This is a genomic window from Modestobacter sp. I12A-02662 (genome assembly GCF_041028325.1).
In the GTDB taxonomy this organism is placed as follows: Bacteria; Actinomycetota; Actinomycetes; order Mycobacteriales; family Geodermatophilaceae; genus Modestobacter.
In genome coordinates, this window is sequence record NZ_JABGDE010000002.1 from 17630 (window position 1) to 39241 (window position 21612).

A 21612-nucleotide genomic window follows, 5' to 3' on the forward strand; every position below is an offset into this window, starting at 1 on the left:
GTCGGCAGGGGTGAGCGGACCGCCGGGTCAGGCCCGGCCGAGCTGCTGCCACCCGGCCGACGGCGTCACGACCGCGGGGACCCGGCGGTCGTGCTCGCCGGCCGGCACCGCGTCGAGCAGTTCCCCGTCGAAGAGGACTGCGACCAGGACGGCGTCGGGCCGGGCCCAGGCCAGCGCGCGGTCGTAGTAGCCGCCACCGCGCCCCAGCCGGGTGCCGTCCCGGCCCACCGCGAGGGCCGGGACGACGACGACGTCCGCGCGGCCGAGCGCCGCCGCGGGCTGCGGGGGAGCGGCCGGCTCCAGCAACCCGAACCGACCGGTCGTGAACCGGCCGTCGTGCTCGGCCCAGGACAGCTCGCGGCCCCGGGGTGGCACCACGGGCAGCAGCAGCCGGCCCACGCGGGCGGCCAGCACCGCCACCAGGTGACCGTGCCCGGGCTCTTCCGCCGCCGGCACGTACGCGGCAGCCACGCCCGCCCCGGCGACCCGGTCGGCCAGCGCCGCCGCCAGCGCCCGCGCCGCCGTGTCCCGGTCCGCCGGCGAGCGGGCGGCCCGCCGCGCCAGCAGGGATGTGCGCAGCGTCGCCTTCTCGCTCACCACTCGGGGGGAGTCCGGCACCCGGCCAGGCTAGCTAGGCTCCCCGCATGCCCAGCCCGACTCCTCCGCGCCCGACCACGAAGGCGGTCATCCCCGTCGCCGGGATGGGCACCCGCTTCCTGCCCGCCACCAAGGCCGTGCCGAAGGAGCTGCTGCCGGTCGTCGACCGGCCCGCCCTCCAGTACATCGTCGAGGAGGCATCCCGCGCGGGTCTCGGCGAGGTGCTCATGGTGACCGGCCGGAACAAGGGCAGCATCGAGGACTTCTTCGACCGGACCCCCGAGCTGGAGACCGCGCTCGAGGCCAAGGGCGACCAGGCGCGGCTGGCGTCGGTGCACGAGTCCACCGACGTGGCGCAGGTCTTCTTCGTCCGGCAGGGCGAGGCCAAGGGGCTGGGGCACGCGGTGCTGCAGGCCGCCGCGTTCGTCGGCGACGAGGCCTTCGCCGTCCTGCTCGGTGACGACCTCATCGACGCCCGCGACCACCTGCTCGAGCAGATGCTGGCGGTGCAGGCCGAGCACGGCGGGGCGGTCATCGCCCTGCTCGACGTCGGCGCGGAGAACATCTCCAAGTACGGCGCGGTCGCCGTGGAGGACGCCACCGTCTCCGGCGAGGCCGCCGGCGACGACGTCTTCCGGGTCACCGGCCTGGTGGAGAAGCCGCCGGCCGAGGAGGCGCCCAGCTCGCTGGCGATCATCGGCCGGTACGTGCTGCCGCCGGAGGTCTTCGAGGCGATCCGGCAGACCCCGCCCGGGCGCGGTGGGGAGATCCAGCTGACCGACGCGCTGCTCCGGCTCGTGGAGGACGGCGTCCCGGTGCACGGCGTGGTCTTCTCCGGCCGCCGCTACGACACCGGCGACAAGCTGGACTACCTCAAGGCCGTCGTCCGGCTGGCCGTCGAGCGCGAGGACCTCGGCCCGTCGTTCGCCCCGTGGCTGCGCGAGTTCGCCGCCGACCTCGACGGCAAGGGCGCGTCGCCGGCCTGACCCGACGCCGGACAGGGCACCATCGGGGCAGGTCGGTCATGCGGCAGCTCCGGCCGGGTCCCGGTCGAGGAGGAGGGCCGGGAACGGTGTCACGACGGTGGTGGGGATGAGCGACGACAACGCAGGCGGGTGGTTCCCCGGCGGGAGCCGGGAGACGACCCAGCTGGACCTGACCTCGGGGCAGCCGGTGCCACCGCCCCGCGACACCGGGCTCTCCGGCCCGGCACCCCAGGTCGCGCACGACACCGTGCAGGTCGACCGCTCGGTGTTCGACTCCGAGCGGGTGCCCTCGCCGGCCATCGCCACCGGTGACCGCACGCCCGACCCGCACGCCGACACCGGGTCGGTCGACGTCTCCGGGGTGCGGCTGCGCACCGTCGAGCACCACTTGGACGCGATCCTGAGCGCGGTCCCGCAGCCCGAGCCGATCGAGCTGGCGGTGCTCGACGCGCAGGGCCTGCTCTGCGCGGAGCTGGTCACCAGCCAGCGGTCCTTGCCCGCCTTCGACCAGGCCGGGCTGGACGGGTACGCCGTCCGCGCCGCGGACGTCGCCACCGCCACGGTCGAGCAACCCACCGACCTGGCGGTCGTCGGGGACGTGGAGGCCGGCCGGGCCGAGCGCCTGTCGATCACGCCGGGCACCGCGGTGCGCGTCGCCGTCGGCGCGATGCTGCCGACCGGCGCGGACGTCGTCGTGCCGGCGGCCTGGACCGACCAGGGCGCCGCCCGGGTGCAGGTGTACGCCGCGCTGGCCGCCGGCAGCTACGTGCGCCGGGTGGGGGACGACGTCGCCCACGGCGACACCGCGGTGCAGATCGGCACCCCCATCGGCCCGGCCCAGATCAGCCTGCTGGCGGCGGTGGGCCGCGAGCGGGTGGCGGTGCGCCCCCGGCCGCGGATCTCCGTGCTCTGCGCGGGGGAGGAGCTGGTCGACATCGGCACCGCGCCCGCCCCCGGGCAGGTCGTCGACGTGAACAGCTACGCGCTGGCCGCCGCCGCCCGGGACGCCGGGGCCGAGGCCTACCGCGCCGGGATCCTGCCCAACGACCGGCGCCGGATGGTGGAGCTGATCGAGGGCCAGACGCTGCGCAGCGACGTCGTGCTCATCGCCGGCACGTTCGCCACCGGCGGGCCGGACGTGCTGCAGGAGGCACTGGCCGAGCTCGGTGGGCTGGCGTTCACCCAGGTGGCCATGCACCCCGGGCCCGTGCACGCCTTCGGGAAGCTCGGGCCGAACGACGTCCCGGTGATCTGCGTGCCCGGCGAGCCGGTCGCGGCGCTGGTGGCCTTCGAGGTGTTCGTCCGGCCGGCGATCCGGCTCATGCTGGGCAAGCGGCAGCTGTTCCGCCGCACGGTGCAGGCGGTCGCCGGGCAGCGGCTGCTCTCGCCGCTGGGCTACCGCCAGTACCTGCACGGCCAGGTCATGCGCCACCCCGACGGGGGCTACGTGGTCGAGCCGATCGGCGACGGCGACCAGGCCGTGCTCGCCCGGATGGCCCGCGCGAACTGCCTGATCGTGGTCGACGAGGACGTCACCGAGGTGGCCGCGGGCGGCCTGGTGACCGTCATGCCCATGCTCCTCGGGGGCTGACACGGACCCGGTACCGCACCCCGGCTGGCCGGCCCGGCTCGCCTGGGGCCCGGTGGAGCTGCACCCGCTGCGCCGCGCCGACGCCCGGGAGTGGGTGCGGCTGCGGCTGGAGAACGAGGCCTGGCTGACGCCGTGGGAGCCCTCCGCCCCGGTGCCGTGGGCCGACCGGCACACGCCGACCACCTACCGCGCGATGCGCCGCGCCGCGGGCGGGCGGGCCCGGGTCGGGATGTCGCTGCCGTTCGCGGTCCACTACGAGGGCCGGCTGGCCGGCCAGGTGACCGTGGACAACATCGTCCGGGGCGCGATGCGGTCGGGGCACCTGGGCTACTGGATCGACCGCGCCGTCGCCGGCCGCGGGGTCGCGTCGCTGGCGGTGGCCCTGGTCTGCGACCACGCCTTCGGGGCGGCCGGGCTGCACCGGCTGCAGGCCGACATCCGGCCGGAGAACCGGTCCAGCCGCCGGCTGGTCGAGCGGCTCGGCTTCCGCCAGGAGGGGTTGTTCCGCGACTACCTGGACATCGACGGCGCCTGGCGGGACCACGTGGGCTACGCGCTGCTGGCCGGTGACCTGCCCGGGAGCGTGCTGGCCCGGTGGCAGGACCGGTCGCGCCGCTGAGAAGACCGTTGTCGACTCGTCGTCATTGCGCGATGACGATCCGCTACCTTCCGTGACCCTGTCGCCGATGCCGACACGCCGGTGCGGCCCGATTCCTGCAGCGACACACCGGAAGACGTCCCGGTGGTCGGCGGACCCCGCCCTTACCGTGAGTCCCGAGTTGCTCGTGTGACTCGTGTGGCCCCAGGGATGGGGTCGTTCCGCTGGGCCAGGGATGGATCGGGGTGTTGGGATGGGATCGGGCGTGCTCCTTGCCGCTCTCGTCGTGTTGTGGTTCGTCGTCCTGGTGCCCATGGTGGTCACCCGGGGGGACTCCCACGGCGCACCGAGAGCGGCCGACTCCGGGCGGACCCTGCAGCGACGGCGTCCGGTGGACCCCGTGCTGCACGCCGCGACCGAGCGGGTCGACATCGACCGTGCCGCGCTGCGCGGCAGCGGTGAACTGCAGGTCGACGTCCACGCCGTGCGCCGCCGCACCCTCGCCGGGCTGGCCGCTCTCGCGCTGCTCGCGCTGGTCGGCGCACTGACCTACAGCGCCTGGCTGTGGGCTCCGCAGGTGCTGCTCGACCTGGCCGTGGTCGCGTACCTCATGGTGACCCGCGCCGCCGCGCAGCGGGAGCGCCGTGCGGCCGCCCGCCGTGCCGCCCGGGCCGCCCAGCGCGCCCCGCGCCCGGTCCAGCGCCCGGTCCAGCGTCCGGCGGCCTCTCCGGCGCAGCAGCGTCCGGCGGCCCGTCCGGTCGCGCCGGCGGCTCGGTCGGCTCCGGACTCGGTCGCCCCCGTCGAGGAGGCGGAGGCGCCCGCCGTGCAGCACCACCCGAGCCTGCCGCTCGCGCCGGTGCGGCCGCTGCGCCCTGGACGCGTGGTCGCGGCCCGCACCCCGGCGCCGGCCGGATGGCAGCAGAGCGCCGTCGTCGGGCTGGACGACGAGGACATCGGGTTCGCCGACATCGACTACTACCAGCCGCGGCGCGCGGCCAACGGCTGAGCGGCGCGCGGGCCCTGCCCCCCTGGCGGGGCCCGCGCGGCCGGGCGGTACCCTGGTGCCGCACCACGGGGCTGTGGCGCAGACCGGTAGCGCACCTCGTTCGCATCGAGGGGGTCAGGGGTTCAAATCCCCTCAGCTCCACCAGCACCCAGGCCGGGCCCGTACGGGCCCGGCCTGAGTCGTCTCCCGGGGTCAGAACTTGCTGAGCGCATCGGCGACGAGCCAGAAGCCGCCGGCCAGAGCCAGCCCGATGGCGATCAGCCGTGGGGTGCGTTCCGGTGACGTGGCCGAGAACCGGCTTCGCCGCACGGCTGGAGCCGTGGCCCCGTGGTCCCCGTCCCCGATCGCCGCCCCCGCGAACGCACCGGTGGCGAGGTCGTACTCCGTGCGCCGGCCGTGGTGAGCGCTGCCGGCCTTCTCCAGGGAGGTGCCCTCCGGCCCCAGGAGCAGCCAGGAGACGGTGACGCCGCCGACCAGCCAGAGCCGGCCGCTGGGACCGAACAGGCTCCGGCGGCTGACCACGTCGGTCCCGCTGCTGTCCAGGGACAGGTGGACGACGTGCGTGCCGACGCGGTGCTCACCGCGGACGGCTGCCTGCACGGCGGCCGCGGCCAGTGGCGCGACCCCGCCCTCCGGCGCGGTCATCAGACCGGCGAGGGTCCTCGTCCATGCCTCGCGGAGCGCCGTCGTCTCCTCGTCGCGCTCCCGTGCGCGCTGGACCCGCTCGTCCTGGTCGTTGTCGGGGTGCCTGTCCAGGAGGCTCTGCAGACCGGCTTGGGCCCGGGTCAGGTCGAGGTCTGCCCGGAGGGCCCGGTCGAGTGCAAGGTGCACGGGACCGGTCGCGGGCACGAGGTGGAACCCCTCCACGAGCACATCGCCGCCCTCCTTCGCGAGGAGGGCGGCCGCGACGGCCGCGGTCAACACGCTGCTCGGGGTCCCGGTGCTCGCGCTCGTGACCGCGTAGTCGGACCGCAGGAGACCGAGGAGGTCGGCCGCGGACGCGGCGTGCGTGGCGACCCGCTCGGTGAGCGGGACGGCGACGTCACCGCGGACGGCCAGGAACCGGTCCAGCTCGAGCAGGTCGACACGGTCCTCCGGGACGGCCGGACGCTCGCGGAGTGCGCCGATCAGCGCGGACAGGACGTCAAGTTGCTGGCCCAGGACCCGCTCGTGCCGGGCGAGGTCGGCCAGGACCTGGCCGAGCGGCCAGTCGCGGGTGGCGAGGGAGCGGTCCTCGACGAGCAGCACCCGGGCTGCGCCGACGTCGGCACGGATGGCCGCGGCCACGGTCTCCGCGACCTCCACCAGAGCTGCCCGGGCGATCCAGTGCGCCAGGTAGCCGGTGCCCTCACCGACGTCGACCGTGCCCTCGAGCGGCTTGCTGGTGGCCTGCGGCAGGCCCGCCCGAGCAGCCGCCAGGGCGGCCGTGCGGGCCTCGGCGGCTGCCTTGGCCGGATCTGCTGGTGATGCGGTCACGCAGTCCCCCTGACGACGGAGATCGCAGGCTAGTGACGCGGTCGGGAGCGGTCGCACCTGCTGCTCCCCACCGTGCCGCTGCCCGGCCCGTCGTCACCCAGGTGTCCGGACCCAGTGGTCTCCGGGGTCGGCCGGCGGCCCGGTGGAGCGGCGCAGGTCCAGCACGGTGGTGTCGGGGCGGCTGCTCTCCGGGGAGCCGAACGAGGCCCCCGTCCGGGTGACCCCCTCCGCCCGGTGGTCCCCCGGCCGTCCGGCCCTGCCGATGAGGAGGTGTCGGCACGTACGTGCGGGACACCGGACCGGGGAAGGCCACATGCGCACCATGCCATCGATCGCACCGCGCACCGTGCTCGTCGCCGCCGTCCCGGTGGGGCTGGTGCTCGGCGCCGCCGTGGTGTGGCAGTCGACCTCGGCCGCCTTCACGGCCACGACGGACAACCCGGGCAACTCCTGGCAGGCGGGCACGGTCGCCCTCGGCGACTCCGCCAGCGGATCCGCGCTGTTCACCAGCACCGCCGACGGCGCCCTCACACCCGGGTCGACCCGGTCCCGGTGCATCCAGGTCGACTACACCGGGAACCTGGACGCCGACATCCGGCTCTACGTGACCACGCCGGAGTCCGTGGTCAAGCCGCTGGACCCGTACCTGGCCATGACCGTCGAGCAGGGCACGAACGTCCCCGACGGGACGACGGTGGCCGCCGACTGCACCGGGTTCACCCCCACGGCCCCGGCGACGTTCCTCTTCAACGGCGCGTCGACGGACGCGACGCAGACCATGGCGCAACTCAAGACGCACGCCGACTACGCCAGCGGGCTCCCGGTCGGCACCGCCGTCCCGCGGGACACCCACCTCACGTTCCGGATCACCTATCTCGTCGGGGGCGACAATGCCGCGCAGGACGCCCAGTCGAAGGCGACGTTCGTCTGGGAGGCGCGCAACTCGTGAGCTGATCACCGGGGTCCACGGGCGGGACCGCCGCCAGGACCGCCGCCCCGGGGAGGGGCCGGCGGTCCTGGCCTGGATCACCGGTGGCGTGCGCGCGGCCAGCGCCCTGCTGCTGGTCGTGCTCACCGCACTCGCGGTCGCCGTCCTCGCGCCGCAGGCCGCGGGGCTCGCCGCCCACGTCGTGGTCAGCGGTTCGATGGCACCCCAGGTGCAGGCGGGAGACGTCGTCCTGACCGCGCCGGTGCGGGTCCCGGACCTCCGCCCGGGCCAGGTGTTGCTCTTCGCCGACCCGCAGCGGCCCGACCGGCTGCTGCTCCACCGCCTGGTGGCCTTCGACGCGCAGGGCCGGCTGGTGACCCGTGGCGACGCCAACCAGAGCGACGACAGCCGCCACGTCGCGCCGTCAGACGTCCGCGGGCTGGCCCGGCTCCGCGTCCCCTTCATCGGCCTGCCCGGGCTGTGGCGTGCGGAGGGCCGGTTCGGGCCCATCGCGCTCGCGGCCGCTGTGCTTGCCGGTGCGGCGGTGTCCGTGTTCGGCGGCCCGGGGAACCCGCCGCGTTCCGCTGCAGTCGACTCCGCTCAACAGCTCGCACCAGCCCGCCGATGACACAGGGGCGGTCGTCGGCCGTCGCGTACGCCGAGTGACGCCGGAGGACGGCATGGGGGAGGAGGGGACGGTGCGTCGAGGACCCGCGACCGAACCGCCGCCTGCCCGGCGGTCGCGGTGGGCCCTCGCGGTCGCCCCGGTCGTCCTGGCGCTGGCCGGGCTCGCCTTCGGCCCAGGACAGCTGCCGCTCCCGGCCATCACGACGACCTCGGTCTCCTCGGCGGTCAGCCTGGTCGACGACGGCGGTGGGGTCGCGCTCTTCTCGGCCGGCCGGCTGGCGCCTGGTCGGGCCGACACGGCTTGCGTGGGCCTGACCGCCGGCGGCTCGGTGGACCCCGCCTCGGAGGTGCAGCTCAGCACCGTCGTGGAGACCGCCGACCTGGCTCCGTACCTGCTGGTCTCCGTGGAGCGAGGCAGCGTGCCGCCCGGTGGGGACTGCACGTCCTTCTCCGGCACCCAGGTGTGGACGGGCACGCTCGCGGACTTCCCGGCCGCCGGCACGGCCGGCATCCCGACCGGATGGCGACCCGCGCTGACCCCGCGCAGCGTCTACCGGTTCAACGTGGCGGTCCTCGACGACCCGCGGGCGCAGGGACTCGCGGCCTCGGCGACCTTCCGGTGGTCGTTCACCGAGGCGGTGCCGGCGCCGACCCCCGCACCGGCGCCGCACCCCGCACCGGCGCCGACCCCCGCACCGGCGCCGTCGCCTGTTCCGGAGCCCGCGCCGTCGCCGTCGCCCGTCCCGGAGCCCTCGCCGACCCTGACGCCCACCCCCGCGACGACACCGACGCCGACGGCGCTCCCGGCTCGGGACGCGAAGCCCGACGCGGTGCCGTCGGTTCCGGACGTGCGCGGCGGCGCGATCACCGCCGCCACGGCGCCGCCCCCGACCAGCCCCTACTCCACCAGCGACACAGCCACCGCCCCGTCGACGTCACCAGCGTCCGCGCCGGCGCTCCCGACGCTCCCCGGGTCATCGGCGGCACCCGCGGCGCCCAGCGGTGACAGCGACGTCATCGAGGCCCCGCCCCTCCGGGCCGGTCCCCTCGCCACGGCGCAGGCGGTTGCGGAGGCGGTCGTCGGGGCCGCGGTCAAGGCGGCGTCGGCGGTGCGGAAGACGGCAGGCGCGGTGGCCGACGACGGGCAGTTCCCGCTGGCCCTGCTGGCCGTGGTCGCCGGCTTCCTCTTCCTGCAGGGCCGCATCGACCGGCGCGACCCCAAGCTGGCCCTCGCGCGTGTCCGCGAGGAGCTGTCCGAGTACCGCGAGTTCCCCGAGCCCCCATCGACGGAGACCACATGAGCGACACCCTGCCCGGCGCGCCCCAGGCGATGGAGATGGTGCCGCTGGCCGACCGGCTCCGCTGGATGCTCGGCGTCCGGCTTGCCGTGGTCCTGCTGCCGATGCTGGCCTGGCTGGTCACCGGCGACCGTGGTGACCGGTCGCCAGCCGCGCTGCTCGTGCCCGGCGCGGTGCTGCTGGCCGTCGGGCTGTTGATGCACCGGTTCTCCGGCCGCGGACGGCGCTGGGCCGTCGCGGCCATCACGGTGCCGGTCATGCTCGACGCCGTCTACCTCGGGTGGGCCCTCTACCTGACCGGTGGCATCGCCGGCCCGGTGGTCCACGTCATCGTCGTGCACGTCCTGGCCGTCACGTTGCTCGGTTCGTTCCGCACCGGGCTGAAGCTCGCCTTCTGGCACTCGCTCGTCGTGATGAGCGTCCTGGAGGCGGTCTCCACCGGCGTGCTGCCGGGTGGGGCTCCCGGCCTCGAGTTCCACGCGACGAGCTACGGGATCTTCCTCGTCGTGACGTGGGCAACGGCCCTCACGACCGCGGTCCTCGCCGCGGTCAACGAGCGCGAGCTCCGCCGTCGCCGCTACGACGAGGCGGCGCTGCGCCGCCTGTCGGCAGCCCTGCACGAGGCCGGGACGGGGGTGGAGGTCGCCGAGGCGCTGCTCGCCTTCACCGTCGACGCGGCCGACGCCCCGGTCGCGGCCCTGTACTGCCGGCGCGCCGACGACGAGGACGCGGACCCGGTCAGCCTGGTCGTGCGCGTCCGCGAGAGCGGCTCGACCGAGGTGCTGCGCACGGTCGCCGAACCGGCGCCCGGTTCGCTGGTGGCGACGGCGTCTGGCCGTGGGCGCACGATGCTCGCGGCCGTGCGGGAGTCGGATCCGTGGGTGGACGAGGTCCTGGACGGCGCGGCGCGCGTCGTCGCCGTGCCGTTCGGCATCGACGGGCAGGGCCGCGGCGTCCTGGCCTTCGAGGACCACGCGCGGGCCGGCTCCCGGATCGAGCATCGCCGGGTCGCCGTCGTGGAGCAGGCCGTGGCCCACGCCGCCACGGCGCTGGCCCGCGTCAGGCTGCTGGAGCACCTGCAGCGCAGCGCGCTGACCGACGGCCTCACCGGCGTGGCCAACCGGCGGGCCTTCGACGCCGCGTTCCACCGCGAGCTTTCCCTGGCGGGCCGCACCGACTCCTCGCTGGCCGTGGTCATCCTCGACCTGGACCGGTTCAAGGCCCTCAACGACACCTACGGCCACCTGGCCGGGGACGACGTGCTGCGCGCCGTCGGCGCCGCGTTGAGGCAGTGCACGCGGCAGGGCGACCTGGTCGCCCGCTACGGCGGTGAGGAGTTCGTGCTGCTGCTCCCCGGTGCCACGGAACGCGACGTGATCGGTGCCGCCCGGCGGGTGCGGGTTGCGCTGCGCGGCGTTCCCGGGCCGCGCCAGATCACCGCGAGCCTCGGCATCGCCGTCCGCCCGGACCAGGGCGGGACCGTTGCGGAGCTGCTGGCCGCCGCCGACCAGGCGCTGTACGCGGCCAAGCAGGGTGGCCGGGACCAGGCCCGGCTGGCCGGCCGGAAGGGTGCGGTGTCCGGCGGCGACGGCGATGAGGTGCTCGCCGCACTGCCCTTGCCGCGCGCGCCCGAGGTCGGCGCGCTGCCCGAGTGACCGGCGGCTCGCCCGCTCGGCTCAACCTCGGCCCGTCACGTGCCGACGGGAGGAGGAGGGCCCGGCAACTCCGCGGGGCGGAGGGGAGGGCGCCGGTGGTGCGGGGTGCGCATCCGGGACGCCGCGGGCTGACCGCCGTGCTGCTCGGGCTCGCCGTCCTCCTGGCCGGCGTGTCGGGTCTCGATGCGACGTCCGCGGCGTTCACGGCGACCACCAGCAACCCGGGCAACACGCTCGCCACCGACCGACTGGAGCCGCCGGGCTCGCTGACGGTGAGTCCCAGCTGCAGCGCCCCGGGGATCGCCGTCCGCGGTGCGACCACCGCGGTGGGAACGGAGACGCTGACCCTGCGGATCCCGGCCGGGACCGTGCAGAACGACGTCCTGGTCGCGCAGGTGGCGTACACGGGCACCAAGACCGCGCTGACCGCGCCCGCCGGTTGGTCGCAGGTGCTGTCCAACACCAACGCGCCCACCCTGGCCTCGGTGCTCTACGTGAAGGTGGCCGGCACTGCGGAGCCGGACCCGACGTTCGCCTTCCCGGCCGGCAGCGGCGCCCAGTTGACCGGTGGCATCGCGGCCTACAGCGGCGTCAGCACGACCGACCCGGTGGACGCCCGCAGCGGCTTCATCGCCAACAGCACGACCGTCAGGCCGAAGGAGGTGACCACGACGTCGGCCGGCACGATGGTCCTGAGCTTCGTCACGGTCGTCGGCGCGGCCTTCAACGCGCCCCCCGAGGTGACCGAGCGGTGGCGCCAGGACAACGTGGCAGGACTGGGGGTGACTGCCACGGACGAGCAGTTCGCCGGACCGGGGGTGACCGAGAAGCGCGCCTTCACCTCGCCGAACGGAACGACCACCAACTACGTCGCCCAGACCGTGGCGCTGCGCCGCGGCCCGGCGGCACCGCCGTCGGCGCTGGTGTCCTGGACGCCGACCCCGAGCTCGTGGGCTCAGGGGTACCGCATCGAGCGGCAGGCCGGGACGGCGCCGCCCGTCGCGCAGTCGCTGCCCCTGGGGACGACGTCGTCCACCGACTCACCGCTGACCGCCGGCACCACGTACACCTACCGGCTGTGGGCCTACCGGGGCGGGTGGACGTCCGAGGCGCTCACCGTCACCGCCACACCCACCTGCTGACGCCGGCGGGCGGGCAGGCGCTCCTGCCCGCCCGCCGGGTGGTCAGGACGCGGCGGGGCGCAGCCAGACGGTGGTGTCCGGCGGCAGCGTACCGTCCCCCAGCGGGCCGCTGGTCAGCACGACCTCGCCCGCCGGCAGCGCCACGTCGGCGGCGGAGAGGTTGGTGACGCTCGCCCAGCCGGTGGAGCGGCGCAGGTGCAGCACGTGGGTCAGCGCGGTGGGGCCGGCGTCGACCCACTGCAGCGACTCGTCCCCGCCCAGCTCGCGCCGCAGCCGCAGCGCGGCCCGGTAGAGCTCCAGCGTGGAGCCCTCGACGCCGTCCTGCGCCTCCGCCGACAGCTCGCCGAACCCGGCGGGCTGCGGCAGCCACGGGTGCGCTCCGCCGAAGCCGAACGAGGGCCCGGTCCGGGTCCAGGGCAGCGGCACCCGGCAGCCGTCCCGGCCCTTCTCCACCCGGCCGGTGCGGGCCCAGATCGGGTCCTGCAGGACCTCCGGGGCCAGGTCCGCGACCTCCGGCAGGCCCAGCTCCTCGCCCTGGTAGACGTAGGCCGAGCCGGGCAGCGCCAGCATGAGCAGCGTCGCCGCCCGCGCGCGGCGGAGCCCGACCTCGTCGTCCGGCTCGGGGGTGGTGCCGCCGCTGAGCAGCCAGCCGTTCAGGTCGGTGCCGGCCGGGAGGGCGTACCGCGACCGGTGCCGCACCACGTCGTGGTTGGACAGCACCCAGGTCGCCGACGCGCCGGCGGCCGCCGCCGCGGACAGCGCGCCGTCGATCTCCACCCGGAACTGCTCCGCCGACCACGGGGAGACCAGGAACTCGAAGTTGAAGGCCTGCCCCAGCTCGTCCGGTCGCGCGTACAGCACCCGGCGGCTGGTGGTCACCCACGCCTCCGCGACGGCCGACCGCGGCGGGTCGTAGGAGTCGAGGACCTTGCGCCACTCGCGGAAGATCTCGTGCACCTCGTCGCGGTCGAACAGCGGGTGCGAGCCGTCGATGGGGAGCTCGGTCAGCGCGTCGGGGTGGACGCCGCCGTAGTTGCGCAGCGGCTCGCTGAGGTCCTTCGCCAGGGCGTGCGCGACGTCGACCCGGAACCCGTCGACGCCCCGGTCGGACCAGAAGCGCAGCGTGTCCAGGAAGTCCGCCCGCACCTCCGGGGCGGCCCAGTTGAGGTCGGGCTGCTCCTGGGCGAACAGGTGCAGGTACCACTGGCCGTCGGGCACCCGGGTCCAGGCCGGGCCGCCGAAGTGCGACATCCAGTCCGACGGCGGCCGGCTGCCGTCCGGGCCGGTGCCGTCCCGGAACACGTAGCGGTCGCGCGCCGGTGAGCCGGGTGGGGAGGCCAGCGCCTCCTGGAACCACGCGTGCCGGTCCGAGGTGTGGTTCGGGACGATGTCGACGATGACCTTGATGCCGCGGCCGTGTGCCTCGGCGACCATGTCGTCGAACTGCTCCAGGGTGCCCAGCCGCGGGTCGACGTCGCGGTGGTCGTCGACGTCGTAGCCGCCGTCGGCCAGCGCCGACGGGTAGAAGGGGCTCAGCCAGACGGCGTCCACGCCTAGCCGCTGCAGGTAGGGGAGTCGCTCGGTGACGCCGGCGATGTCGCCGAGGCCGTCGCCGTCCAGGTCGCGGAAGCTGCGCGGGTAGACCTGGTAGACGACCGCCTGGCGCCACCAGTCGGCGGGCCGGTCGGAGGTGGTGGGGGGCACGGGGCTCCTTCGTGGGGTGGTGCGGGGACTGGTGCGGGAGGGGCCGAGCCGACCGCGGCGGTGCGGTCGTCGTCCCCGGACCACGAGCTCGGCCAGCGCCGGCGTGTCACGTGGCGAGGCGGAAGTCCGGCCGGCGCTTCTCGGCGGAGGCGCGCACGCCCTCCCGGCCCTCCGGGTCCGCGGCGGACTCCTCGATCAGCCGGGCCTCCTCGTCCAGCTGATCCTCGAGGGTGCGGATCGCCGCCCGGCGGACCAGGCCGCGGGTTCGCACCATCGCCCGGATCGGCCCGGCGGCGACCTGGGAGGCCAGGGCCACCGCCGCCTCGCCCAGCCGCTCGTCGTCCACCAATCGCGCCACCAGGCCGGCCTGGTGGGCGTCGGCGGCGGTCAGCGAGCCGTCGGTGAGCAGCAGCTCCAGCGCCCGCGGCGCGCCCAGCGCGCGGGTCAGCGCCCAGGAGCTGCCGCCGTCGGGGGACAGGCCCAGGCTGCCGTAGGCCGGCCGCAGCTTGGTCTTCCGGCCGCAGACGACGATGTCGCAGGCCCCCAGCAGCCCGATGCCCGCACCGGCCACCTCGCCGTGCACGCCGGCGACCACCGGCACCGGCGTGTAGAGCAGCGTCCGGACCACCTCGTGCCAGCGCTGCGCCAGCTGCCCGATCAGCCGCGGCAGGTCGTCGGAGGCGGCCAGGTCGGTCACGTTGCCGCCGACGCAGAAGCGCGGGCCGTTGCCGAGCAGCAGCAGCGCGCGGGCCTCCTCCGGGCGGCCGGCGAGCGCGGCCAGCAGCTGCTCGGCCATCGGCAGGTCCAGGGCGTTGCCGGTCGCGGGGGAGTCGAGCGTGATCCGCCAGACGTCCCCGTCGACCGCAGTCGTCACCAGGGCTGGGCTGGTCATCGTCGTCCTCCCGGGGCGAGTCGCGTGGCCCCCACGCTAGGGCGTCGCGAGCAGGACGGCTCCCTGGTCACGGGCGCGCGGCGGGCTGCCGCGGTGCGCCCCGTCGGCCGCCGCCACCGAGGTCGTCGCCGGGGGGACGACCTGGGCTTCAGTTCCCCGCCGCAGGTGCCGATGATCCGACCGGAGGAGGTCCGCGCGGCGGACCCCGGGTCGTCCCGACGGTGGAAGGGGATGTGGTGGCCAGCGGTACCGCCCTGGTCGACGACGCGCAGCCGGTGGACACGCCCGCCGCACCACCGGAACAGCGGCGGCTGGTGCTCGTGGCCTACGCGGTCGGGTTCGCCCTGGTCGCGCTCTGCTTCGGCATCGACCGCACGCTCGGCGTCGTCGCCGGTGTGCTCAACGTCGTCTTCGGCATCTACTTCTGCCGGCACCTCGCCTTCGCGGTGGCCGCCGCCCGCTGGGCCGAGCGCGACATGCTCGCCGCCGACGTCGGGCTGACCACGTACACGCCGTCGGTCGCCGTCCTCGTCGGCTGCAAGAACGAGGAGCTCGTCGTCGACGGGATGGTGACCGCGCTGTTCGCGCTGGACTACCCGGCCGACCGGCTCACCCTCGTCGTCGTCGACGACGGCTCCGACGACAGCACCGGTGCCCGGCTGGACGCCTGGGCCGCGCGCGACCCGCGGCTGCGGGTGCTGCACCGCCCGCCCGGCTCCGGGGGCGGCAAGTCCGGCGCGCTCAACGACGCCCTCGAGCTGGTCGACGCCGCCATCGCCGTCGTCTTCGACGCCGACCACGAGCCGGAGCCCGCAGCGTTGCGCCGGCTGGTCCGGCACTTCCGGGACCCCGTCGTCGGCGCGGTGATGGGCCGCTGCGTCATCCGGAACGGCCGGGACTCCCAGCTGGCCGGCACGGTCTTCGTCGACTACCTCTCCGGCTACCTGGTCAACGAGTACGGCCGGCAGGCGCTGTTCGAGCTGCCCGCGTACGGCGGGGCGAACTGCGCGGTGCGCATGTCCACGCTGCGGAGCCTGGGTGGGTGGAACCCGCACACGGTCACCGAGGACACCGACCTCACCCTCCGGGTGCTCATGACCGGCCAGCGCGTCCGCTACGACCTCTCTGCCGTCGACTTCGAGGAGGCGGTGGTCACCGCCCGGCGCTTCTGGACGCAGCGCTACCGGTGGGCCCGCGGCCACCAGAAGTGCTTCCGCGACTACTGGCGCCCGCTCATGCGGTCGCCGTACCTGTCCCTCGTGGAGAAGATCGAGACGACGCTGTTCCTGCTCGTCTACCACGTGCCCCTGCTCGCCGGGATCGGCCTGCTGCTCACGGTGCTGCGCGCGATCGACATCGGCGACCTGCCGATCGTCGGGCTGCTGCCGCTGTCGATGCTGCTGTTCATCGGACCGCTGGCCGAGCTGTCGGTGGGGCTCCTCATCGGCCGGGTGGAGCGGCGTGCCGCCTGGCGGCTGATCGGCCTCCTGCCGGCCTTCGCGCTGTCCATCTGGATCACCACCAGGGCCTACCTGGACGGCATGCTCGGGCGCCCCTACAGCTGGGTGAAGACCGCCCGATCGGGGGCGACCTCCACGATCCGGATGGACGCGCCCGCGCCCCTGGCCGTGTCCACCGCGACGACGAGAGGCGGTGCGTCATGATCAGCGCAGCCGCGGACCTGGCGGCACAGGGCCGCCATCGGTACCCGAGGCGGCGGCGCTCCAGCGGGCGGCGCCTGGTACCGGTGCTGCTCGACCTGCTGCTGGCGGCGATGATCTGCACCGTCGGCTTCCACTTCGCCGCCGGGTTCCTCCAGCGGAGCGAGGCCCGCTGGGTGGCCCAGGTGCTCGACCTCGTCGGCGTCGACTCGGTGTCGGGCAGCCTGCCCCGCCACCTGCTGGTGTTCCGACCGCAGGGCGAGATCATCGTGGCCGAGATCACCGAGTCCTGCTCCTCGATCCTCTCGGTGCTGGGGCTGACCGCGCTCACCGTCACCGTCCTGCGAGGTCGGCGCCACCACGCGATTGCCGGGCTGGTCGTGGCCGTCGCCGCGCTGCTGGCGCTGAACCACCTCCGGCTGGTCGGCTCGACCCTGGCCGGCCTCCTCTGGGGCGCGCCGGCCCTCGTCCTGTTCCACGACTGGGTGGGGACGGTGTGGAACCTGGCGTCCACCCTCGTCGGCTTCCTGCTCATGGTCTGCATCACCCTGCCCACCGCGGAGCGCGCGGAGCAGGACGTCGCCGGCCGGCACACCGCCCGGCGTCCCGACAGCTGGGCCCGCCCGGGCTTGGGCTACCGGCTGCCGGGGGGCCGGACGCCGGTCATCTCCCGCCGGTGGAACCTCACAGGGATCATGTACCGCCACGTGCTGCCCCGACCGGTTGCGCGGTGGCTGGCCGCGCGCCGGGAGGCCGGGCGCATCGACTACCGGATCGGTCACCTGCCCCCGGCTGAACGGGCCGACCGGGTCCGCGCACTGGCCGCTGACGGACTGGGGGCGCACGCCGCCTCCCTGGTGGCGGTCGCGACCTACGACGACGACCCGTCCGTCCTCGACGTCCTGGCCGAGGCCGTCGCCGCGCGGCAGTGGGAGCCGGTGACCGGTCCCCGGGTGGCCGCCCTGCGGCTGTGGGCTCGCGGGTGGTTGCAGCACCCCGCAGCGGACGCAGTCCGCCCGTCGGACGCCACGCTCCCCGTGCTGCTGTGCCGTGCCGCCCCCCTCGTGCCCGCTCCGCCATCACGAGGGCCCGCCCGACCACAGGTCCACACCCTCACGCCCCTCGTGTCCCCGTCCCTCCAGCAGGAACGCCCCATGACCTCCTTGCCCCAGCCACGAACCGCCACGCCACTACCGACTTCGACAGCTGACCGAGGCGGTCACGGCTCGATCGTGCTGGTGACGGGGGCAGGCGGGCCCGCCGGTGTCGCGGTGATCCGGCGCCTGGTCGCCCTCGGCCACCGCGTGGTCGCCGCCGACGCCGATCCCGCGGCCGCCGGTGCAGCCCTGGCGCACGTCTCCGTGACCGTGCCCCGCGGGGACCACCCGCGCTTCGTCGACGCCTTGATCGGGACCGCCACCACCTGGGGGGCCGACGCCCTGGTCAGCACGGTCGCGGAGGAGCTGCCGCAGCTGACCGCCGGCGCCGGCCGGCTGGCCGCGGCCGGGGTGGCCACCTGGCTGCCCGACCTGGCCGCCGTGGACCTGTGCTGCGACAAGGCGGCCTTCGCCCGGCGCATGGCGGTCGCCGGGGTGCCGCACCCGGCGACCGCGGCCCATGCCGACGAGGTCGCCGCCGTCCCCGGGCCCTGGATCGTCAAGCCCCGGGCCGGCCGGGGCAGCCGCGGCGTCCGGCTGCTCGACGACCCGGCGGACGTCGTCGCCGCAATCCGGGAGGATGCCGACCTCATCGCCCAGACCCGAGTCCCCGGCCGGGAGTTCACCGCCGACGCCCTGGTCGACCGGGACGGCCGGCTGCGCGCGGTCGTGCCGCGGTGGCGGGAGGAGACCAAGGCCGGGATCTCGGTGAGGGGCCGCACCTTCGAGTCCCCGGCGGTGGTGGACGTCGTCGCCGGTGCGCTGGCCGCGGTCGGGCTCACCGGGCCGGCGAACGTGCAGGGCTTCGTGGGCGACGACGGCGCGGTGACCGTCGTCGAGATCAACCCCCGCTTCTCCGGAGGCCTGCCGCTGACGCTAGCGGCCGGCGCGGACGTCGTCAGCGCGTACCTCGCCGGCGTGCGCGAGCCGGACGCCCCGTCGCCGGACCTGTCGTTCCGACCCGGCGTCTCGATGAGCCGCTACTTCGCCGAGACGTACGCCAGCGAGGACGGCAGCCCGGTCGTCGACCCCTGCGCGGCGGTGGTGGTTCCGGCGTGAGCCGCACCCGGCACGTGCTCGTGCCCTTCGGCACCCGGCCGGAGGTCGTCAAGCTCGCCCCTGTCGTCGCCGCCCTGCGCGGCGCCGGCCACCGGGTGAGCGTGGTGGACACCGGCCAGCACACCGACCCCGCGCTCAGCTCCCGGCTGCAGGCGACCCTGGGCCTGGCCCCCGACCACCGCTTCGCGCTGCCGGCCGACCCGGCCGAGCGGAGCGGGGCGCTGCACTCCGACGCGTACCGGGCGGTCGCCCGGTTCGCGCCGGACGTCGTGCTGGCCCTCGGGGACACCAACACCGTGCCGGCCTACGCGCTCGCCGCGCGCGCCGCGGGCCGGCCCTTCGCGCACCTCGAGGCCGGGCTGCGCAGCCTCAACCCGCGCAGCGTGGAGGAGGTGAACAGGCGGGTCGCCGCGGCGGCCGCCCAGGTGCACCTCGCGCCCACCCGGCGGGCCGCGGCCTTCCTCGCCGCGGAGGGCGTCGCCGCGGAGCGGGTGTTCGTCGTCGGCAACCCGGCCATCGACACCCTCATCGCGCGCGGTGTCCGGCGGGTGCCACTCGCCCAGCGCGCCGGCGTCCTGGTCACCGCCCACCGGCCCACCAACGTGGACGACCCCGTGCGGCTGGCCCGCCTGGTCCGCGTGGTGCGAGCGCTCGCCGACGAGGTCGGCCCGGTCACTTTCCCGGTGCACCCGCGCACGGCCGCCCGGCTCGCCGCGGCCGGCCTCACCGGGTCGCTCGACCACCCGGGCATCACCCGCACCGGGCCGGTCGACCACGACGAGCTGCTCACCGCGCTGGCGTCGGCACGCCTGGCGGTGACGGACTCGGGCGGCATCCAGGAGGAGGCCGCGTACCTCGGCGTCCCGGTCGTGGTGCTGCGGGGCTCGACCCCGCGCTGGGAGGGCGTCGAGGCGGGGACGACGACCCTCGCCGGCCTGGCCGACGACCGCGCTGCCGCCGCCGTGCTGAGCGCGGCCGCCGCGCATACCGGCGCGGAAGGTCAGCAGCGGGCCGTTACGGTGCCGTGCCCGTACGGCGACGGCACGACCGGGGCCCAGGTGGCCGCCGTCCTGGCCGACGAGCGGACCGACGCGCTGCTGGCCCTCGACGAGCCGGACTTCACCGACGGCCGGCTGCCGTGGTGACCGGCTGGACCGGGCCGCCGCCGCTGGGCGTCGTGGTCGACCTGGACGACACGCTCTACCCGCAGGCCGACTACCTGGGCTCCACCGCCACCGCGGTCGGCGCGGCGGCGGAGCACGCCGGGCTGGACGGCGCCGCCGTCACCGCCGCGCTGTGGCAGGAGCTGGCCGCCGGCTCCGACGCCGGCGGCACGATCGACCGCGCCCTGCTCGCCACGGGGGTGGCGGCCCCGGACCTGCCCCGGTACGTGCCCGCGCTGGTGGGGGCGTTCACCGCGCACGCGCCGTCCCGGCTGACGCCGTACGACGGAGTGGTGGACGCGCTGCGCGCGCTCGCCGCCGCGGCGCCGCTGGCCTGCCTCACCGACGGGAACCCGCTGATCCAGGCGGCGAAGCTGGCGGCGACCGGCCTGGAGCCGCTGCTGCCGGTCGTCGTCGTCACCGACGCGCTCGGCGGGCGGTCGGTCCGCAAGCCGCACCCCACGGGGATACTCGCCGTCGCAGCTCGGCTCGGCCTGCCACCCGACCGGCTGCTGGTGATCGGCGACCGGCCCGGCAAGGACGTCGCCGTCGCCGCGGCAGTGGGCGCCCGCGCCATCCGCGTCCGGCAGGGCGAGTACGCGTCCGCTGCCGACGAGCCGACCGCCTGGGCGGTCACCGACTCCTTCCCCGCGGCCGCCTGCCTCGCCCTGGATGTGCTGGGCGCGGCCCTCGCCCGGTAGCCGACGGGTCCCCCGATCGGGGGGATCCGCGGTCCCGGGGCTCGAGCCGCCCGTCCGACGTGCCGATGGGGTCTGGGTCGGGCGGGTCCACCGCCCCGGAGTCGAGGACGCATGTGATGGACGGCCCGAGAAGGTCATCGAGGCAGCGGCGTGGACGCGCCCGCCTCGCCCGCGCCGCGCTGGTCGTGGTCCTCGCCGTCGTGGGGCTCCTCGCCGCCCCGGGCACTGCCTCGGCCGGCGACGACGACGACCTGGTCATCCCGCTCCTGACCTGCGTCACCCACGCGGAGGACGGCCGTTACACGGCGGTGTTCGGCTACAACAACCGGACCAGCAGGGTCGTCACCGTCTCGCGTGGTGACGACAACAACGTCGACCCGTCGGGCCCAGTGCCCGAGGTCTTCCAGCCGGGGGTGCACCACGGCGTCTTCTCGGTCAGCACGACCGTGGACAGGCGGGTCGAGTGGGAGCTGTACGACTCCGAGGTCAGGGCGTACGGGTCGAGCCAGCCCTCCTGCGGACCGGAAGTGCAGATGCCGGCGGACGGCAACGGCACCGGAGCGGTCGTCGCTCTCGCCGCTGCCGGCGTGGTCGGCGCGATCGCCGTCCAACGCGCCCGCCGGCGGGCGCTGGTCGGGGCCGGCGCGCCGGTCCGGGACGGTGGCGATGATGCGTAGGGTCCTGGCGGTCGGCGCGCACCCCGACGACGTCGAGCTGGGCTGCGGCGCGACGCTGCTCGCCCACTCCGCCGCCGGCGACGCGGTGACCATGCTGGTGATGACCGGCGGCGAGAACGGCCCCGGGGACGACGCCGCGGTCGTCGGCCGGCGCGCCGAGCAGCAGGAGGCCGCCCGCACGCTGGGTGCCCGGCTGCTGTGGGGCGGGCTGCGCGACTGCACGGTCACCCCGGACGCCGCCACGGTCGCGGTCGTGGAACGCGCGATCGAGGCGACCGACGCGGAGGTCGTGTACGTGCACGCACCCGACGACAGCCACCAGGACCACCGCGCGGTCGCCGCGGCGACGCTGTCGGCCGCCCGCCGGCTCTCGCGGGTGCTGCACTACCAGAGCCCGTCGACGCTGACGTTCAGCCCCACCACGTACGTCGACGTCACGGCCTTCCTGTCCGGCAAGCTCGCGGCGCTGCGGGCGCACGCCTCGCAGGTGGAGATGTCGGCGATGGTCGAGCCCGACGCCGTCGTCGCCTCGGCCCGGCACTGGGGGGCGCAGGCCCGGATCGGCTACGCGGAGGCGTTCTCGCCCACCCGCATGGTCATCGACCTCGCGCCCGCACCGCTGCCGCCGGTGGACGACCTGTCGCACGCCTCCCGGCGACCGCGCTCCGCACCCCGGTCGGTCGCGCTGTACTGA

Annotated in this window: 19 protein-coding genes and 1 tRNA gene; 16 read left to right on the plus strand and 4 right to left on the minus strand. The window is 75.7% G+C overall.

The genetic code is table 11. The features are described 5' to 3' along the window. Positions 1-27: 27 nt before the first annotated feature. A complete protein-coding gene (locus HL189_RS00465; protein ID WP_369131728.1) occupies positions 28-618 on the minus strand; it encodes a 5-formyltetrahydrofolate cyclo-ligase in 591 nt (196 codons plus the stop codon). A gap of 26 nt (positions 619-644) precedes the next feature. Between HL189_RS00465 and HL189_RS00470 the strand changes: the two genes are divergently transcribed. The 5 genes from HL189_RS00470 (at position 645) to HL189_RS00490 (ending at position 4922) form a co-directional block, all read left to right on the plus strand. Continuing rightward, positions 645-1583: a UTP--glucose-1-phosphate uridylyltransferase gene (locus HL189_RS00470; protein WP_369131729.1), complete on the plus strand. Its 939-nt coding sequence runs from the start codon at positions 645-647 to the stop codon at positions 1581-1583. Between the two features lie 106 nt (positions 1584-1689). Further along, positions 1690-3174 carry a gephyrin-like molybdotransferase Glp gene (gene glp / locus HL189_RS00475; protein WP_369131730.1) on the plus strand — a complete coding sequence of 495 codons (1485 nt, stop codon included), beginning with the start codon at positions 1690-1692 and terminating at the stop codon, positions 3172-3174. 52 nt (positions 3175-3226) lie between these two features. Then, positions 3227-3793 carry a GNAT family N-acetyltransferase gene (locus HL189_RS00480; protein ID WP_369131731.1) on the plus strand — a complete coding sequence of 189 codons (567 nt, stop codon included), beginning with the start codon at positions 3227-3229 and terminating at the stop codon, positions 3791-3793. 244 nt (positions 3794-4037) lie between these two features. Beyond that, positions 4038-4778, plus strand: coding sequence for a hypothetical protein (locus tag HL189_RS00485; protein ID WP_369131732.1), 741 nt, complete (start codon positions 4038-4040; stop codon positions 4776-4778). A 67-nt stretch (positions 4779-4845) separates the two neighbouring features. Beyond that, positions 4846-4922, plus strand: a tRNA-Ala gene (locus tag HL189_RS00490). A gap of 48 nt (positions 4923-4970) precedes the next feature. On the opposite strand, the gene HL189_RS00495 is transcribed toward HL189_RS00490, so the two are convergent. After that, on the minus strand, positions 4971-6254 hold the full coding sequence (locus HL189_RS00495) for a hypothetical protein (RefSeq protein WP_369131733.1): 1284 nt from the start codon (positions 6252-6254) through the stop codon (positions 4971-4973). A 313-nt stretch (positions 6255-6567) separates the two neighbouring features. Here HL189_RS00495 and HL189_RS00500 point away from each other — a divergent pair, with 313 nt between their 5' ends. The 5 genes from HL189_RS00500 (at position 6568) to HL189_RS00520 (ending at position 11904) form a co-directional block, all read left to right on the plus strand. Next, positions 6568-7203 carry a hypothetical protein gene (locus HL189_RS00500; protein WP_369131734.1) on the plus strand — a complete coding sequence of 212 codons (636 nt, stop codon included), beginning with the start codon at positions 6568-6570 and terminating at the stop codon, positions 7201-7203. An 88-nt stretch (positions 7204-7291) separates the two neighbouring features. Then, on the plus strand, positions 7292-7810 hold the full coding sequence (locus HL189_RS00505; protein WP_369131735.1) for a signal peptidase I: 519 nt from the start codon (positions 7292-7294) through the stop codon (positions 7808-7810). A gap of 70 nt (positions 7811-7880) precedes the next feature. Continuing rightward, positions 7881-9110: a hypothetical protein gene (locus HL189_RS00510; RefSeq protein ID WP_369131736.1), complete on the plus strand. Its 1230-nt coding sequence runs from the start codon at positions 7881-7883 to the stop codon at positions 9108-9110. Next, entirely contained in the window at positions 9107-10762 is a 1656-nt protein-coding gene (locus tag HL189_RS00515; protein ID WP_369131737.1) for a diguanylate cyclase, read from the plus strand. The genes HL189_RS00510 and HL189_RS00515 overlap by 4 nt, the downstream gene beginning before the upstream one ends. 95 nt (positions 10763-10857) lie before the next feature. After that, positions 10858-11904 (plus strand): fibronectin type III domain-containing protein, encoded by a 1047-nt coding sequence (locus tag HL189_RS00520; protein ID WP_369131738.1) that lies wholly within the window; start codon positions 10858-10860, stop codon positions 11902-11904. 42 nt (positions 11905-11946) lie between these two features. On the opposite strand, the gene HL189_RS00525 is transcribed toward HL189_RS00520, so the two are convergent. Both HL189_RS00525 and HL189_RS00530 read right to left on the minus strand, forming a co-directional pair. Then, on the minus strand, positions 11947-13608 hold the full coding sequence (locus HL189_RS00525) for an alpha-amylase family glycosyl hydrolase (protein WP_369131739.1): 1662 nt from the start codon (positions 13606-13608) through the stop codon (positions 11947-11949). Between the two features lie 106 nt (positions 13609-13714). Continuing rightward, positions 13715-14500 (minus strand): enoyl-CoA hydratase/isomerase family protein, encoded by a 786-nt coding sequence (locus HL189_RS00530; RefSeq protein WP_369131740.1) that lies wholly within the window; start codon positions 14498-14500, stop codon positions 13715-13717. A gap of 236 nt (positions 14501-14736) precedes the next feature. Here HL189_RS00530 and HL189_RS00535 point away from each other — a divergent pair, with 236 nt between their 5' ends. The 6 genes from HL189_RS00535 (at position 14737) to HL189_RS00560 (ending at position 21612) form a co-directional block, all read left to right on the plus strand. Continuing rightward, entirely contained in the window at positions 14737-16164 is a 1428-nt protein-coding gene (locus HL189_RS00535; RefSeq protein WP_369131741.1) for a glycosyltransferase family 2 protein, read from the plus strand. Further along, positions 16161-18377, plus strand: coding sequence for an ATP-grasp domain-containing protein (locus HL189_RS00540; RefSeq protein ID WP_369131742.1), 2217 nt, complete (start codon positions 16161-16163; stop codon positions 18375-18377). The genes HL189_RS00535 and HL189_RS00540 overlap by 4 nt, the downstream gene beginning before the upstream one ends. Beyond that, positions 18374-19522, plus strand: a complete 1149-nt coding sequence (wecB, locus tag HL189_RS00545; protein ID WP_369131743.1) for a non-hydrolyzing UDP-N-acetylglucosamine 2-epimerase — start codon at positions 18374-18376, stop codon at positions 19520-19522. Before HL189_RS00540 ends, wecB begins: the two co-directional genes overlap by 4 nt. Further along, the gene (locus HL189_RS00550; protein WP_369131744.1) at positions 19519-20241 is read left to right on the plus strand and encodes an HAD family hydrolase; all 723 of its coding nucleotides are present in this window, start codon (positions 19519-19521) and stop codon (positions 20239-20241) included. Before wecB ends, HL189_RS00550 begins: the two co-directional genes overlap by 4 nt. A gap of 116 nt (positions 20242-20357) precedes the next feature. Further along, positions 20358-20918 carry a hypothetical protein gene (locus tag HL189_RS00555; RefSeq protein WP_369131745.1) on the plus strand — a complete coding sequence of 187 codons (561 nt, stop codon included), beginning with the start codon at positions 20358-20360 and terminating at the stop codon, positions 20916-20918. After that, positions 20908-21612, plus strand: a complete 705-nt coding sequence (locus HL189_RS00560) for a PIG-L deacetylase family protein (protein ID WP_369131746.1) — start codon at positions 20908-20910, stop codon at positions 21610-21612. Before HL189_RS00555 ends, HL189_RS00560 begins: the two co-directional genes overlap by 11 nt.